The 15,686-nt window shown below is 66.1% G+C and carries 11 protein-coding genes and 1 pseudogene; 4 read left to right on the top strand and 8 right to left on the bottom strand.

Features of this window, described 5'->3' with window-relative positions:
* Positions 1 to 140: 140 nt before the first annotated feature.
* Complete coding sequence (locus AB0L63_RS15860; protein WP_364500507.1) at positions 141 to 5,846, bottom strand: TIR domain-containing protein; 5,706 nt, start codon at positions 5,844 to 5,846, stop codon at positions 141 to 143.
* Between the two features lie 101 nt (positions 5,847 to 5,947).
* Between AB0L63_RS15860 and AB0L63_RS15855 the strand changes: the two genes are divergently transcribed.
* Positions 5,948 to 7,207, top strand: coding sequence for an SLC13 family permease (locus AB0L63_RS15855; RefSeq protein WP_364500505.1), 1,260 nt, complete (start codon positions 5,948 to 5,950; stop codon positions 7,205 to 7,207).
* A gap of 21 nt (positions 7,208 to 7,228) precedes the next feature.
* Here AB0L63_RS15855 and AB0L63_RS15850 read toward each other — a convergent pair whose 3' ends face one another.
* The 7 genes from AB0L63_RS15850 to AB0L63_RS15820 all read right to left on the bottom strand — a co-directional run bounded on the left by AB0L63_RS15850 (position 7,229) and on the right by AB0L63_RS15820 (position 13,004).
* Positions 7,229 to 8,155: an inositol monophosphatase gene (locus AB0L63_RS15850; RefSeq protein WP_364500502.1), complete on the bottom strand. Its 927-nt coding sequence runs from the start codon at positions 8,153 to 8,155 to the stop codon at positions 7,229 to 7,231.
* Entirely contained in the window at positions 8,137 to 8,856 is a 720-nt protein-coding gene (locus tag AB0L63_RS15845; RefSeq protein ID WP_364500499.1) for a hypothetical protein, read from the bottom strand. The genes AB0L63_RS15850 and AB0L63_RS15845 overlap by 19 nt, the downstream gene beginning before the upstream one ends.
* Positions 8,857 to 9,753, bottom strand: coding sequence for a hypothetical protein (locus AB0L63_RS15840; RefSeq protein ID WP_364500496.1), 897 nt, complete (start codon positions 9,751 to 9,753; stop codon positions 8,857 to 8,859).
* 633 nt (positions 9,754 to 10,386) lie between these two features.
* Positions 10,387 to 10,653 carry a YciI family protein gene (locus AB0L63_RS15835; RefSeq protein WP_364500493.1) on the bottom strand — a complete coding sequence of 89 codons (267 nt, stop codon included), beginning with the start codon at positions 10,651 to 10,653 and terminating at the stop codon, positions 10,387 to 10,389.
* Positions 10,650 to 11,159: a transcription antitermination factor NusB gene (gene nusB, locus AB0L63_RS15830; RefSeq protein ID WP_364500491.1), complete on the bottom strand. Its 510-nt coding sequence runs from the start codon at positions 11,157 to 11,159 to the stop codon at positions 10,650 to 10,652. Before nusB ends, AB0L63_RS15835 begins: the two co-directional genes overlap by 4 nt.
* A gap of 110 nt (positions 11,160 to 11,269) precedes the next feature.
* On the bottom strand, positions 11,270 to 11,833 hold the full coding sequence (gene efp / locus AB0L63_RS15825; RefSeq protein WP_364500488.1) for an elongation factor P: 564 nt from the start codon (positions 11,831 to 11,833) through the stop codon (positions 11,270 to 11,272).
* A gap of 43 nt (positions 11,834 to 11,876) precedes the next feature.
* Positions 11,877 to 13,004, bottom strand: coding sequence for a Xaa-Pro peptidase family protein (locus tag AB0L63_RS15820; protein ID WP_364500484.1), 1,128 nt, complete (start codon positions 13,002 to 13,004; stop codon positions 11,877 to 11,879).
* A gap of 153 nt (positions 13,005 to 13,157) precedes the next feature.
* Between AB0L63_RS15820 and AB0L63_RS15815 the strand changes: the two genes are divergently transcribed.
* From AB0L63_RS15815 to AB0L63_RS15805, 3 genes and pseudogenes are all read left to right on the top strand, one after another.
* Positions 13,158 to 13,613 carry an A24 family peptidase gene (locus AB0L63_RS15815; RefSeq protein ID WP_364500482.1) on the top strand — a complete coding sequence of 152 codons (456 nt, stop codon included), beginning with the start codon at positions 13,158 to 13,160 and terminating at the stop codon, positions 13,611 to 13,613.
* Positions 13,614 to 13,696: 83 nt separating this feature from the next.
* Positions 13,697 to 14,890: a chorismate synthase gene (gene aroC, locus AB0L63_RS15810; protein ID WP_364501060.1), complete on the top strand. Its 1,194-nt coding sequence runs from the start codon at positions 13,697 to 13,699 to the stop codon at positions 14,888 to 14,890.
* Positions 14,887 to 15,405, top strand: a pseudogene (locus AB0L63_RS15805) (shikimate kinase); the annotation flags it as partial. The gene aroC and the pseudogene AB0L63_RS15805, both read left to right, overlap by 4 nt.
* Positions 15,406 to 15,686: the final 281 nt, after the last annotated feature.

The raw sequence follows: 15,686 nt of genomic DNA, 5'->3' as shown, positions 1-15,686 counted from the left end.
CGCGCCGGACGGACATTCCGCGGGCGCGGATGTAACGCTTCTCTGGGCCGACTTCAATGGTATGCCGCGCAGCCGAGCACCAGGCCCGCAACGTTGCGATGCGATCAGATCAGCGACGCTGAACAAAGAAGGCGCGCAGCTCAGAACGGTGCATCCGCCGCCAACTGACCCACTTCGAGCAGGTAGGGATCGAGTTCGCCGGATTCGAACCGCGAAATGCCGATGACATGCCAGAACTGCCCGGCGATATTGCCCTCGAATTTGTACCGACCATCGGGCGCGAGAGCCGCCCACCCTTCGGGCAGACCGAGCAGGATCGCACGGATCGACGGCGCGTCATCCTCCGGCCGCGACCACAACAGGATGTTGCCGTCATCACCGCCGCTGGCCAGCAGCTTGCCGGATGGGTCGAAGCTCAGCGACCATACCCGGCGCTTGTGCCCCTCGAGCGTATGCAGATGACGCCCCGAGGCCATATCCCACAACCGAACGACCAGATCATCGCCCCCGGTCGCCAAGGTGCCGGTGCACGGGTCGACCGCGGCCGTCCACAGCCTGCCGGTATGCCTGGTCAGCGTATGCAGTGCATCCCCGGATTCGATATCCCAGATGTGGGCAGTGGTATCCCAGGACACGCTGGCTAGGCGGCCCTCGTGAAAGGCGACCGCGTACACCCGGTCGCGATGTCCGTGCAGTGCCCGCAGGAACCGTCCGGAGCGCACATCCCACAACCGCACAATGGAATCGTCGCAGCCGGTGGCCATCAGCGCACCGTCGGCGCTGAATGCGATGGAGCGCACCCGGCCGCGGTGTTCGGCGCAGACGGCATGTAGTGCGCCGGTCGTGCGCACCCAGATGATCACCGTGTCGTCGTCATTGGCAGTGGCCACATAGTCGCCGGTCGGGTCGAAGGCGGCCGCCCAGATCGGTGCGGATTCGATAGTGATGTGGCGTTCGTACAGGTCGGCGTCGAGGTTGAACAGGCTGAGCCGCCCGTCATTGACGACGAGACCGAGCTGATGGCGGCCCAGCATGCTGAATATCGCCGATTCGAAGGTGAGCAGACGGTCTTCGCTGCCGACCAGTCGGCGCACCATCCGTCCGGTCACCGGATCCCACAGTCGAACCACCCCGTCGTTACCCACGGCGGAAAGCAGGGTGCCGTCCGCGTTGAAGCTGACCGTGCGGACCTGGCGGCCGTGGCCGGTGAGCGTGTGTTTGCAGGTGCCGGTTACCGGATCCCAGAGCCGGGTGGTGAATTGGTCGTCGGTGACGGCCAATTGGGTTCCGTCCGGGCGAAAGGCGAACGGCCAGATCGAGCCGGTATGCGCGGTGAGCCGGTGCCGCAACTCCCCGGTCTCGCTATCGCGCAGACAGACCAGTCCGGCGCTATCGCCCGAGGCGAGCAGTTCACCTGACGGATCGAAGGTGAGCCAGTAGATGGCCGCGGCATGTTCGGTGAGCGACTGCCGTTGCGCACCGGTGTCCGCATCCCACAGTCGCAATCCGCCATCGGTGTCCCCGCTCGCCACGATCGGGAGGCTGGGATGGAAGGCCACGGAATAGACCCGCCCGGTGTGTCCAGGCAGATCGCGAACCTTGCGGCAGCTCAACGGATCCCACAGCGCCAGCGTGCCGTCCACGCCACCGACCGCGAGTAGTTCACCGGTCGGATTGAACGCCACCCGGAACACCGATCCCGACGCACCACTGAATTCGCCACTCTCCCTGCCATTTTCGATATCCCACAGCCGTACAGTGCCGTCCCGATACGAGGCTGCGACAAGCCGCCCGCGAATATCCAAGCTGTAGATGAGTTCCCGGCCACCACCACCCGCGGGACGGCATTCGTGCCATAATTCGCCGCTCGGCAATGTCCACAGCCGCAGCACACCGTCGGCATCACCGGTCGCCAGCAGATCACCGGCGGGACTCAGCACCACCGGCCACGGCCAGTTCTTGTGCCCCAACAGGATTCGGCGCAGTTCACCGGTGGCGGCTTCCCAGATGGCCACGGTGCCGTCGCCGGATCCGGTCACCAACACCGTATCGGTGAACGCCACCGCGAAGGCACGGGCACGGTGGGTCTGCAAGGTGCGCAGTGGCCTTCCGGTTTCGGCGTCGCAGATGAGCACACCACCGTCATCACTGCCGATGGCGAGCGTGCCGCCGTCCGGGTTGTAGGCGACCGGCTGCGGCAGCCGGCCGTGTCTGGCGTGGAAGCCGTGCCGGACGCCGATTGCGGCAGGTGCGAATTCGGTCTGCGCCGCGCCCCCGGGCACCAACGCCGCACCGTGCAGATCGGTACCGGTGGGGATGCCGGTGACCTCGATGAGTGCCGCGCGGGACCAGCGGCTGCCGCTCGCCCGCGATCCGGTCAGATCGGTGTGCACCAGTCGGGCGCGAGTCAGATCGGCCTCGCCGAGATCAGCTCCGACCAGACTGGCCTCGTCGAGTCGGGTGCCGACCAACCGCGCACCGTACAGCACGGCACGATCGAGGTTCGTGCCGACCAATCGGGCGCCGCTGAGGTCGGCTCCGGTGAGATCGACATCGCGCAGATCCCGATACGACAGATCCTCCCCCGCCAGGCTCGCACCGCGCAGATCCGCGGTCGGTGCGGTGCGCAGCCGCGTCGCCACCCGAATCGCATTGGTGCGCGACACTTCCTCGGCCGCCTGGTCGGCGAGCACTCCGTCGGCCCAGCTGCGCAGCGCCCGGTTGTCGGCAAGATCGCAAAGGAAGTCGATCGAAAGTTGAGATAGCGGCGATTGGTTCAGTTGGGCGGGTGCGATCGTGCCGACCTCGAACTGTTCGGCAATATGGTTGGCCACCAGCCATTCCATTACCGACGAATGAATGAAGCCGAATAGGTTGTCCTCGGTGCGCACCAGGAGGCTGCCGGAGCCGATGGCATGCGCCGACTGCTGCACCGACATCCGGCTCGATCCGGTCAGCTCGGCCAAACCCGCTGCCACCTCGGTCAATTCGGACAGGCGCAGATATGGCTCGCCGGTTCCCCAGACACGTAGCGCGAATGCCGTGACCCCGAGCCACAATTCGTGCAGGCGCAACCCAGGCAGCGCGCCGGCGACGCCCGCGGTCCGGTCGGCCTCGTAGGTCAGCCAGGACTCCAGGATCTCCCGGTACAGCCCCGCCGGCCCCACCGCCTGTTTGGCGCCCGCCGCGGCCCGTAGCCGCCGCTCGTCCAGATCGGCGATAAAGCCGAGCATCCTGGGATTCTGTGCCAGTCCGAGCAAATCCTCGATACCGGTGATCAAGCCCATTCTGGCGTCCGCGCGGCGGATATCGCCGCCGTAGCGGTTGGTCAGGAAGGCGTGGATCTGCGCCGGCGCGAAATCCTCGATGCCCACGATGCGCCTATCCTGCAGCAGACCGACGCGTTCGCCGAGGGCGGTGAGCACTTGGGCGCGGGATGCGAAGTGCTGGGTGCGGCTGGCCACGATGATCTTGGCCTTGCCGACGGCGGCCTGCAGCAGGGTTTCCAGATGGTCGGCGGCGAACTCGTAGCTGATCCGGGTGACGAGTTCGTCGAAGCCGTCGAACAGCAATACCACCCGGCCCTCGCGCAACATGTAGTGCAGCGCCTTCAGGTCGATCCGATCCTCGCCGTGATTCGCGAGATGCGCGGCGACCAGACCGTCCACCGAATGGGTTTTGTCCAAGGCCCGTAAGTCGATCAGGATCGGAATCAGCGCGGGCATGGTTTCGGTGATGCGGCGAGCCAATTCGCGCAGCGCGAAAGTTTTCCCGCGTCCGAAATCACCGAGTATCAGGATGAATCGGCCGTGGTCGGCCGCGATCACCTTCATCAGTTCGCCTACGAGATCGTCGCGGATCTGCTGGTCGCCGTGTTCGAGGATCCGGAAGCGCTGCGGCACATACAGATCCGGCGGATAGGTGCGATCCGCGCGCAACCGTGCCGCCTGGTGCGCGAGATAGTCGTCCAGATCGAGCAGGCCCTGGAATTCGGTGAAGCTGCGCACCCGCAGACCGTGGCTGGCCGCCTCCTCACGCAGCGAACGTGGCGGCGGCGCACCGCGATACACGAGTTCGGAACCGTACTCCGGATCGTGGCCGAGGAAGTCCTCGACGACCTGCCGGGTCATATCACCGACGTGCACACCGACGCGCCACTGGGCGATGACCTCGTCGTCCTCCCTGGTGATCAGCAAATGTGGCGGCTCAACCTCGACGTGCCGGATCTTCGCACCGGGATAACGGGTTTCGCACACCTCGGCGACACGCTCGAGCAGCCGCCCGTGCGGATCGACCGCCGGAGTTTCGGCGGGCGGTTCCGGGAGCTCTGGCTCGTCCGGTCCGAGTAGTTCGGGCTGTTTGGCCGTCGGCAGCGCCGCGGACACCTTCAGCCAGTCGAATTCGAGTTGCCTGGTGGACTCGCCGCCTCCAGCGAACCGGGCCAGACCTGCGGCAGTGAGCTGGATGATCTCATCGCGCCCCGGTCCGGCCGCAGGCAGCACGGGCAACGTGTCGTCGAGCCGATCCAGATGCGGCCCACCGGGTCCCGGACCGTGCAGCAACAGATTCAACCGGCCGCCGAGCAGCCGGGACAGCGTATCCGCGTCGCGCAGCAGGTCCGGATCATGGGCGGGAGTACCCGCGCCGGGCAGCGGATCATGCCGGACGACACCGAGGCGCAACCAGCCGTTCTCCTCGAACGGGCGCAGCCGCTCGGCGAACCAGGACGCCTGCGGTTCGCCGATCCGGCCGTAATCGTCCTCGGGCAGATGGGTCGCGGCCATGGTCGAATTCAGTCCGGCTACCACCACCCGCAATTCGGGAATCGGGAACAGTGTCCACGGCTGACCGATATCGAAGACGAGGTGATCCAGCCCCTGATACAGCGCACCGAACAGCCGCGCGTACTGCTCGAGCTTCGGGAAGTACGGCGGCTGCGGTTTGCGATCGCGCGCCTCGCAGCTCAGGAAGTACGCGTGACAGGCCGGTTTGGAGACATCGTGATTGCCCGGCACCACAATCAGCCGTTCTGGACCGAAGCCGAGTAGCGTGCGCAATCCACTCAGGAAGGTCAGCGCCTCCTCGACCTCGCGCGGGCGGCCGGACTCGGTCATGTCCCCGGACACCACGATCAAATCCGGTTTGGCCGCACCCTGATTCACCAGATGGGTGACATTGGCGTGGATGCGCGCCTGTAATTCGGCCGCGGTGCTCGGCTCGTCCGGCGCGAGGAGCCCGCGACCGAAGCGCGGACCCGCGACATGCAGTACAGAGACACTGGTACGTGGCTCGTCACGATCGGTGGCCCCCGGAAAGGCAGGGGCCGCAAAAGGTGTGCGGCGCGGCAGCACGAATTCTGGTGTGTCCGAGATGGTTTCGGCGGCGAACCGCTCGAGACCCGCCTGCGGAAAGCCCGGTTCCGACTGCGGCTTCGCCCGCCCCGCGACCAGATGTCCAACCCGCTCCAGCAGGATTCGGCGCGCCTCCTCGGCAGTGGATACCCGCACCAGGTCGAGATAGGTGATGGTGGCGAGTAGCCCCTCGAGCGTGCATTCGGCGATGCGCACTGGCATCAGCTTGCCGGGATCTGTGCGGTAGGCCGCCTGCCATTCCATGGTTCCGTAGTAGGAACCGAGATAATTCTCCGAGAGCACCACCAGCACTACCGCCGAATCGCGCACACCGCGGTCCATGAAATCGATGAAGTTGGTACCGGGCACGAAATCCCAGGCCTGGATGAGGGTGCGGTAACCCACGGTCTCCAACTGCCAGGCCAGCCAGGTCGCCCACCGCTCGTCGGCCGGTGAATAACTGATAAAGAAGTCCCGCCGCCCGCCCGAAGTCACAGCATCAGTATGCCCCGAGGGGGCGCCACGCCAAACGGAGAAAGATCATTATGCGGACCGAATGCGGAAGTGGCCCAGCAGATATGCTGCATGATAGGCATGTGCCCGAGCGACAGGTCGATTCCGCTGCGGAGAACCCGCCGTCGAGTGCCCTGGTGTCCGCGCCGCCGAGATGGGCGCTGAGCATACTGGATTGGGTCCGGCTCGGACTCTTCGCGGCCGGACTGCTGTGTGTGGCGACCGGATTGCTGCCGCGTGCCGAGGCCGCCGACAATATGCGCCGGATCGGTCCGTTGCTGCTGTTCCTGTGCAGTGTGATCATTCTCGCGGAGCTGACGCGGCAGGCGAAGGTGTTCGATGTGATCGCACACCGGCTGGCCATTCTCGGGCGCGGCTACTATCCGGCGTTGTTCCTGCTCTGCGTGCTTTTCGCGGCGGCGACAACGATTCTGCTCAATCTCGATACCACCGCCGTATTGCTCACCCCGGTCATGCTCGCGCTGGCGGTGCCGGCCCGCATTCCGCCACTGCCATTGGCGATGACCACGCTCTGGCTGGCCAATACGGCGAGTCTGCTGCTGCCGGTCTCGAATCTCACCAATCTTCTGGCCGCCGACCGGGTTGCGCTGCGTGCCACGGATTTCGCGGCGCGGATGTGGGCGCCGCAGCTGGTGTCGATCGCGGCGACCATGGTGTGCCTATGGGTCTGGTACTGGCGGCGCGGCCGCCGTGACACCGACCGGTATATACCGCCGGAACCGATTCGCCCGAAGAACGCCAGGGAACGCACGCTGCTCTACACGACGGCCGGCGCGTGTCTGCTGTTCATCGTGGCGATTCCGATCGTGGGTGACCGGATCGGCATTGCCGCAACCCTCGCCGCCGCCATTGCGGTGGCGGCCTTCGCGATCGTCGACCGTTCGTCGCTACGACTTTCTCTGATCCCGTGGCAATTGCTGGTTTTCGTGGTCGGATTGTTCCTGGTGGTACCGACATTGAGCAGGTTCGGACTCCGTGATGTCATGCAAGCGCTGATCGGGCACGAATCCGGCGTTGTCGGTGCGTACCGGGCCGCGGGCGCGGGTGCTGGACTGTCCAATCTGGCCAACAATCTTCCGGCTTACACCGCCGGTGAGGCGGTAGCGCCCGAGGAGAATCGAAATCAGTTGCTGGCCTTGCTCATCGGCACCAACGTAGGGCCGATCGTGACGCCATGGGCATCGCTGGCAACGCTGCTGTGCCTGGAGTTCTGCCGCACCCATAGTGTTCGGGTGCCGATGCCGCGGTTCGTGCTCACCGGACTCGGGCTCGCGGTCGTCGCCACGACCGGTGCCGTAGCTGCGCTGTTGGCGACGGGATAGAACGATCGGCTCAATCGCCCCTCAGCCCGGCAGCCCCGTCACGGTAACCTCGGCGGCGGCCTTCACCAGCAAGGCCAACTCGGGCAGCATTTCGGTGCTGGCGGCAATAAAGTTCACCTCGCCGCCAGGAAGATCGAGGTGGTCGTCGAGCGGTGCACCGTCGAAATCGGTGATATGGATCCCGGATTCGCGGGCCAGCAGGGCGCCCGCGGGCAGGTCGACCAAACCCGCTCGATAACCGACGAATCCGTCGATATCGCCGCGGCTCAGCATGACCCAGCACAGCAGCGGAGACCACAGTCGAATCAGCCGACGGGAACCGGATTCCAGGACTAGGCGCAGGGCGCGGGCCGTGGTGTCGGAGCGGGTCACCGGATAGCCCTGCAGCCAGGCCAGGGTCGGTGCGGATTCGACGCGACGGTGCGGCGGTCGCCAGAGCGGGCCGTCCGGACCCGTTGCGCCGGATCCACGCACGGCGGACCAGGTGCGGTCGGCCAATGGTTCGTGGACCAGGCCGATTATCGGAACTCCGTTGTGGCACAGGGCGATACCAATCGCACACACGGGCAGGCCGATGGCGATGTTATTGGTGCCGTCCAGCGGATCGACGACCCAGCACCAGGAATCGTCGACGCCCTGCAGCCCGGATTCCTCGGCGAGGATGCGATGGCGCGGGAAGGCGCGACGGATATGGCCGACGATGATATGTTCGGCGCGCAGGTCCAGGTCGGTGACCAGATCACCGCTGGCGTCCTTCGTGCGGACGGTGAATGATCCGGCCAGCCCCTCCCGAATCGCCCGCCCCGCCTCGATCGCCGCTTCCCTGGCGACCTCGGCGGCGGTCATCAGCCGGGTGTCCAGCCGGTCGAAGGGGTTGATCGGAGCCGGATCGGCGAGCGCCCGACCATCCGGTGACAGCGCCAGGTTCGCTATGTCGCCTGCTCGCATCGGTCCTCCAGTTGTTCCAGCAGGTTCGGTTCCCGCTGGGGGATGCCAGCCGGCGGGGTGGGTAAACACAGGTGGTCCAGCACGGTCTGTGCGGCACGGCGGGTTTCGGTCGGGGTGCAACCGGTTCGGTGCACCCGGTGGTCGGTCGTGGCGAGCGTGCCGAGGGATCGGTCCGGTCGGCCGCGCCGCACCTCGCCGAGCACCACGGTCGCCGCCTCATCCCGCACATCGGAGAGGTGAAATACCCCGTGCGGCAGGGTATACACCTCACCGGCACGGAAATGCCGAGTGGATCGAGTGCGATAGCGGACCAATCGCTCGGTCGCACGCACCACATCGCCGTCGACGCCACTGTGGATTTCGAAGATGCGATGGGTCGGCCGGTCGCTAGTGCTCTCCACTTCGAGTATCTCGTTGCCGACCTCGCCGTACAACACCACGCTGAGCAGATCCCAGCTGTGCGCGTGCATCGCCGAGGTCGTCGGATACGACCGCAGCCCGTCGGTCCAGACATGCACGCAGACGCCGAGTCCGCCGTCACGCCATGCGGGAAAACACAAGAACCCCAACGGATGCCGGACCGCGCCGACATCGACGCGACCGGCCAGCACCCCGGTCATGAGATCTCGAGTCCAACGTCGCACCGCAGGACCTGCCGCATCGGAGCCGATCAGCTTTCGTAGTCGGGCATAGTCGTTCATTCAGTACGGATTCCTCGGCTGTAGCGCGCGGCGCACGATATCGGCGACGTCGCGATCGGTATAGGAGGCCGGTAGCGCGAGACCGAGCGCATCGAACAGTCCGCGGGTCTGATCAACCGACGGCTCGTCGGCCAGCGGCAACTCCTCGCTTCGGCTGAGCGGCACCTGCCTGGCCTGCTTGAAACTGGCCACCAGCTCCCGGTTGAAGTCCCGGTAGTAGGGCTTGTCCCGCTCGAACATCAGGGCCGGAGTATTCGGATTGTCCTGGGTGACAATGACGCAACTCGACGACAAGTCCCAGCGGAAGGTCGTCATCACCGTCGACAGACCGACATCGATGGTCAGGAAGGTGAAGCGCTGCCGGAACCAGCACGCGGCCAGCACCGTCGCGAAGGACTCCTTGCGAGTGCGTTCGGTGGTCCACATTTCGCCGGTGCGGTCGGCCTCCGGCACCAGCGACGAGCGGAATTGCGCATAGGTCTTGCACAGCTGTTCATTGGTCGGGTCGAGGACCTCGACCTGGACGCGCAGCGGACGCTGGTCGCGGCGGGCGTTTTCGACGCATTCGCGCAGTGTGACGGCCCGCAGATAGGTTCCGGTTCCCCCCTTGAACAGCCACTGTTCGGTGCCGCGCCGCGCGAGCGTATGCGCGTGCCCGATCTCCGGACCGTAGAGCAGCTGCACCGAATTCGAATCCCGAATGGCCTTGGCCGACAGGTGCCGATCACGCAGCAGCGTGGTGGCCAGCAGACCGAGCACCAGCAGGATGACCGCGTTGATCAGATCCGCATCGAAGAAGCCGATATCGATCAACGAGATCACACCGAAGATGGCCGCGAGAACCAAGGCGACGAGACCGTCGATATTGTTCCGCAGCCAGACCAGCACCCGTGCCATATGTTTCGGCCTCCCCTAGGGTTTCTACCCAGGATAGGTGCACTGATGTGGACGCAACGAGCGAACCGTCAAGTCCCACTGGCGGGCCGGTGTGTGGACACGGCGACCAGTCGCGCGGCGAGGATGCGGCGGGCTCGTTCGTCGGGCGTCGATTCGCCCGAACAGCAGCGCGTCCTGAGCCGCGGTGCGTGCTATGGCATCGAGTTCGAAGGCGAGGTCGGCGGGCTCGCTATCGGGAGCGACCTTGCCGAGGTCGATGGCCTAGGCGAGGGTGATTTCGTAGAGCCGCAACCAGTCTCGGCGCGATGTTGCGACAGTGTCGTGCACACGCCTAGCTCACCGCGAGTGACCCAGATCATGCGCCGAACCCTTGACCTCGAGTGCGGTTGAGGAACCAGGATCTAGCCGTGCCCAGGTTCACCGAATGCGGCGCCCACCATCCGTCGGTGCGCACCGCAGGGCCCGGCACACTCGATTCCGCGAGCCGGTCACTGTCGGCAGCTCGCGGTTCGCTCCCGCTGGGCAAGTACACCCACCAGCGGGAGCACGGGTGCCCCTGCTGCCGATCGCGATATGTCCTGAAACGACAACAGCCGCACACCATTTCGCTGTGCGGCTGCTTTCGGTTGTCGGTCAGGCGAAGACCGCGATCTCCCACTCGTACACGATCAGTTCCGAGGAACCGGTGGTATGCACCGGATCGGTGAACACGATTTCCCTTGCGGCTTCGAGACTTTCGGCGTGAATCACATATGCACCGCCGGTGCCGTCGGTGAACCGTCCGCTCTCCACCAACTGCCCGCGCTCGAGCAACTCGTTCAGGAACTGGCGGTGCGGTTCGATCACTGCCGGGTCGAAAGACGGCTTGCGCAACGCCATGACCAGGTACTTGTTGCTCACGCCTGCGACTCAGGACGCGGTGCGCGGGTCGCCGCGGCGGCCGCGCGCACCTGCGGGGCAACCAGCACGACCTGACCGAGCACACCGTTGACGAAGCCGGGCGAATCGTCGGTGGACAGCTCCTTGGCCAACTCCACCGCCTCGTCCACCGCGACGACCGGCGGAACATCGTTGGCGTGGAACAGCTCCCACACCGCGATCCGCAGGATGGCCCGGTCGACGGCGGGCAGCCGGGACAGCTCCCAATCCTTGAGGTAGGACTCGATGGTGCCGTCCACCCGATCCAGATCGTCGGCAACGCCCTCGACCAGAGTGCGGGTGTAGGCGTGCAGCGGGGCGACCGCCTGATCCTGGGTGGCCAGCTCGGCCCGCTCGGTGAGCAGGTCGGCGGCGTCCACGTCGCGGGCCTCGGCCTCGAAGAGCAGATCGACCGCCCGGCGGCGGGCCTTGTGGCGCGCGCCGAGTTTCTTGAACGTGGACTTCTTGTCTACGGGCTGTTCCGCCACAGCAGTCATTATCCCTGTCACTTGTTTGATGGCGGCAGTAGCGGGTCCCACCGTGGTTACGCTCCGCTACCTCCGCCGGGCCCGTCGCTACAGCCGCGAAGGACGGGCGATCAGGCGTTCACGCGGCCTAGGTAGCTGCCGTCGCGCGAATCGATGCGCAGCTTGTCACCGGTGTTGATGAACAGCGGGACCTGCACCTCCGCGCCGGTCTCCAGGGTGGCGGGCTTGGTGCCGCCGGTGGAGCGGTCGCCCTGCAGACCGATATCGGTGTGCTGCACCTCGAGCTCGACAGTGACCGGCAGCTCGACGTAGAGCGGCGCGCCCTCATGCGTGGCGACCTGCACGACCATGTTCTCCAGCAGGAAGCGGGCGCCGGGGCCGATGGTGTCCTCGCCGATGGAGATCTGGTCGAAGGTCTCGCCGTCCATGAAGACGTAATCCGAGCCGTCGTGGTACAGGTAGGTCATATCGCGACGGTCGACCGTGGCGGTCTCCACTTTGACGCCGGCGTTGAAGGTCTTGTCGACGACCTTGCCGGACAGCACGTTCTTCAGCTTGGTCCGCACGAACGCAGGGCCCTTACCCGGCTTGACATGCTGGAATTCGACGATCTGCTGGAGCTGACCGTCGATCTTCAGCACGAGGCCGTTCTTGAAGTCGCTGGTGTCCGCCACTGTTCTCGGATCTCCTAGTTCATGAATGTTCGGCCAACCGGCGTCAGCCGACGACGGTCAGGTCTTTGCTGGTGTTGGTGAGCAGATCCGGGCCCCCCTCGCGCACCACGAGCGTGTCCTCGATCCGGACACCGCCGCGGCCGGGGAAGTACACACCTGGTTCGATGGTCACCGCCACGCCAGACAGAAGTGTACCGGTTCCGGTTTTGGCGATTCCCGGCGCTTCGTGGATCTGCAGTCCGACACCGTGCCCGAGACCGTGCACGAACAGCTTCCCGTGCCCTGCTTCCTCGATCACCGCGCGCGCCGCCGCATCCACGTCCCTGACCTGCGCGCCGGGCTGCAGCGCCGCCCGTCCGGCCCGCTGCGCCGCCTCGACCAGCGCGTACACCTCCCGATGCCAGTCGGATGCGGTACCGAGCACGAAGGTGCGGGTCATATCGGAGTGGTAGCCGCCGACAATGGCGCCGAAGTCGATCTTGACGAAATCGCCGGCGGCCAGGACGGCTTCAGTGGGCCGGTGATGCGGGATGGCGGAGTTCGCACCTGTCGCCACGATGGTCTCGAAGGCGACCGCATCGGCACCGTGTTCGAACATCGCCCACTCGAGATCCCTGGCCACCTGGCGTTCCGTGCGGCCAGGGCGGAGACCGCCGCGTTTCAGCAGGGTCGCCAGCCCGGCGTCCCCCACGGCGCAGGCGGCGCGCAACTGTTCGATCTCGTAAGCGTCCTTGACCATCCGCAGCTGTTCGACCAGCCCCGGAGTGGCGACGAACTCCAAACCGGTCTTCTGCTCGATGAATCCGCGATGCTGGTCGACCGTGACGATGTGGCTCTCGTAGCCGATCCTGCCGAGCTGCCACTCCCCCGCGAGCTCCACGATTCTGCGTGCGGTGGCCCTGGCGATTTCGGCACGCAGATCCGGCACCTGCTCGGCGACCTGGCTCAGATAGCGTCCGTCGGTGCCGATCACGGTGCGCTCCTCGGAATTACGCATATCCCAGGAGTTCACCAGCAGTGCGGCATTGGACCCGGTGAAGCCGGTCAGGTACCTGATGTTCACCAGATCGGTGATCAACAGCACGTCGACCTCGTTCTCCACCAGCAGACTGCGCAGTGCGCCACGGCGTGCCGCGTAGTCGGGCCAAGGGCCCGCGTGATCAGCAGACATGTGTCAAAACTACCGCCGACACCCGTAGATCCCGCATAAAACACCGGTATCGCGGTATTCGAGCGAGGCGATCGATGTTCACATACCGATCGGTTATCCCCAATCCGGAAATAGGGGCTGCTTCCACGACCGGGGCGGACGAGGCTGAAAGCCATGTCCCCCATCGCTTTTGCCCTGCTGGCGCTCTGGTGCTTGGTGCTCACCGCCTGCGATCTCCGGCAGCGCCGACTGCCCAATGCGCTCACCGCCTCCGGCGCGGTGGTCATCTTCGGATATGCGCTGTTCACAACACAATTCACCGCCGCGGTGGTCGGTTCGGTGTGGTTGGCGATGCCATATTTATTGGTGCACTTGATCGCACCCGCCACACTCGGGGCGGGTGATGTGAAGCTGGCCGTCGGACTCGGCGCGGTCACCGCACTGGGCGGTGCGCAGGTCTGGGTAAGAGCGGCGCTCGTCGCACCGATTCTCACCGCGACGTTCGGACTCGCTGTGTTGGCCCACTGGCGGATTCGATCCGGTGCTGATCGTGCCGGACCGCATCCGCTACCCCATGGGCCCGCCATGTGCCTCGCGACGGTGCTGAGCCTGGCGGCGGCGTATGGCTAGCCGATACCGTGGGCGCGGCCGTGCAGATGATCACGGCGGGCCGCGTGCCGGAGCACCCGCGCCGACATGGGAAGATGGACGGCGTGTTGCGCTGGATAACTGCCGGAGAATCCCATGGTCCCGCTCTCGTCACCATCCTCGAGGGGATGGTGGCCGGTGTCGAGGTGACGTCCGACGAGATCTCCGCACAGTTGGCGCGCCGTCGGCTCGGGTACGGGCGCGGCGCCCGGATGAAGTTCGAGGCCGACAAGGTCACCATCATCGGCGGGGTGCGGCACGGGCGCACCATGGGCGGACCGGTCGCCATCGAGATCGCGAACTCCGAATGGTCGAAGTGGACGACGGTCATGGCCGCGGACCCGGTGGACGAGAGCGAACTCGCCGATCTGGCCCGCAACGCACCGCTGACCCGGCCGCGGCCCGGCCATGCCGACTACTCGGGCATGCTCAAGTACAACTTCAACGACGCCCGCAACGTATTGGAGCGGGCCAGCGCCCGCGAGACTGCCGCGCGTGTCGCGGCTGGCACGGTCGCCAGGAACTTCCTGCGGCAGGCATTCGGCGTCGAGGTCGTCTCGCATGTCGTTTCGATCGGCACCGCCGCCAACACCACCGGCATCGTGCCGACCGCCGCCGACCTGGCCGCTATCGATGAGAGCCCGGTGCGTGCCTTCGACAAGGACGCCGAGACCGCGATGATCGCCGAGATCGAGGCCGCCAAGAAGGACGGCGACACCCTCGGCGGTGTGGTCGAGGTGGTCGTGGCGGGGCTACCCGTCGGATTGGGTTCGTTCATCAGTGGCGCAGATCGGCTGGATTCGCGACTCGCAGGCGCGCTCATGGGAATTCAGGCGATCAAGGGCGTCGAGGTCGGCGACGGTTTCGAAACCGCGCGCCGCCGCGGCAGCCAGGCACATGACGAGATGAAGCCGGGACCGGACGGCGTGCTGCGCTCGACCAACCGTGCGGGTGGTCTCGAGGGCGGTATGACCAATGGCGAGCCGCTGCGCGTGCGCGCCGCGATGAAGCCGATCTCGACGGTGCCGCGTGCGCTGGCCACGGTAGATATGACCACCGGCGAGGAGGCCGTCGCCATCCACCAGCGCTCGGATGTCTGTGCCGTACCCGCCGCGGGTGTGGTCGCCGAGACCATGGTCGCGCTGGTCGTCGCGCAGGCCGCGCTGGAGAAGTTCGGCGGCGATTCGCTGGTCGAGACCGTCGACAACATCACGAGCTACGTCAAGCGCGTCGGCACCCGACCACACGTGCCGCAATGATCGTGCAGTCCGATCCGCGCGCACCGCGCGTGGTGCTGGTCGGACCGCCGGGGGCGGGGAAATCGACGATCGGCCGCAAGCTCGCCAAGGAACTCGGGGTCGAGCTCTACGACACCGATGCCGGAATCGAGCGCGAGACCGGGCGCACCATCCCGGAGATCTTCAGCGAGGATGGCGAACCGGAGTTCCGCCGAATCGAGGAGCAGGTGGTGCGCCGCGCCATCCTCGCCGAACGCGGTGTGGTGTCGCTCGGTGGCGGAGCCGTGCTGTCCGAGGACACCAGGGCCCTGCTGCGCAATCGCACCGTGGTGTATCTGGAAATCAGTGTGGCCGAAGGGCTTCGGCGCACCGGCGCGAGTACGCAGCGACCGCTGCTCAACGGTACCGACCCGGGTGCGAAGTATCGCGAGCTCATGCGCAAGCGTCGACCGCTCTACCGAGAGGTCGCCACGGTGCGGGTGCGCACCGACGGCCGCAGTCCGGGCCGCGTCGTACGGATGATCATGGCGAAGCTGGGCATGGAATCGGTGCTGCCGCAAGAAGCGGAGCCCGATTCCAGCGGTGCGCCGGAAGTCGTAGCGTCGAAACCGCAGGGCAGCAGTAGATCCCGAGCCCGGCGCGCTGCCAGGGCCCGTGCGGCGGCCCGGCGCAGGGCCGCCGCCGCGCAGGCGGATAGCGCCGAATCAGCGGCGACCGACCGGATCGAGCCCGCCGGCAAGATCACCGCGGCCAACCGGAGCACGACCGATACCGCGACGGTCGACCGCTCCAAGTCCACCGGCAAAATCGGCAATGG

This window comes from Nocardia sp. NPDC051990, from assembly GCF_040680755.1.
Taxonomy (GTDB): domain Bacteria; phylum Actinomycetota; class Actinomycetes; order Mycobacteriales; family Mycobacteriaceae; genus Nocardia.
The sequence above is the reverse complement of the archived record's forward strand: the minus strand, read 5'-3'. Positions and strand labels throughout refer to the sequence as shown.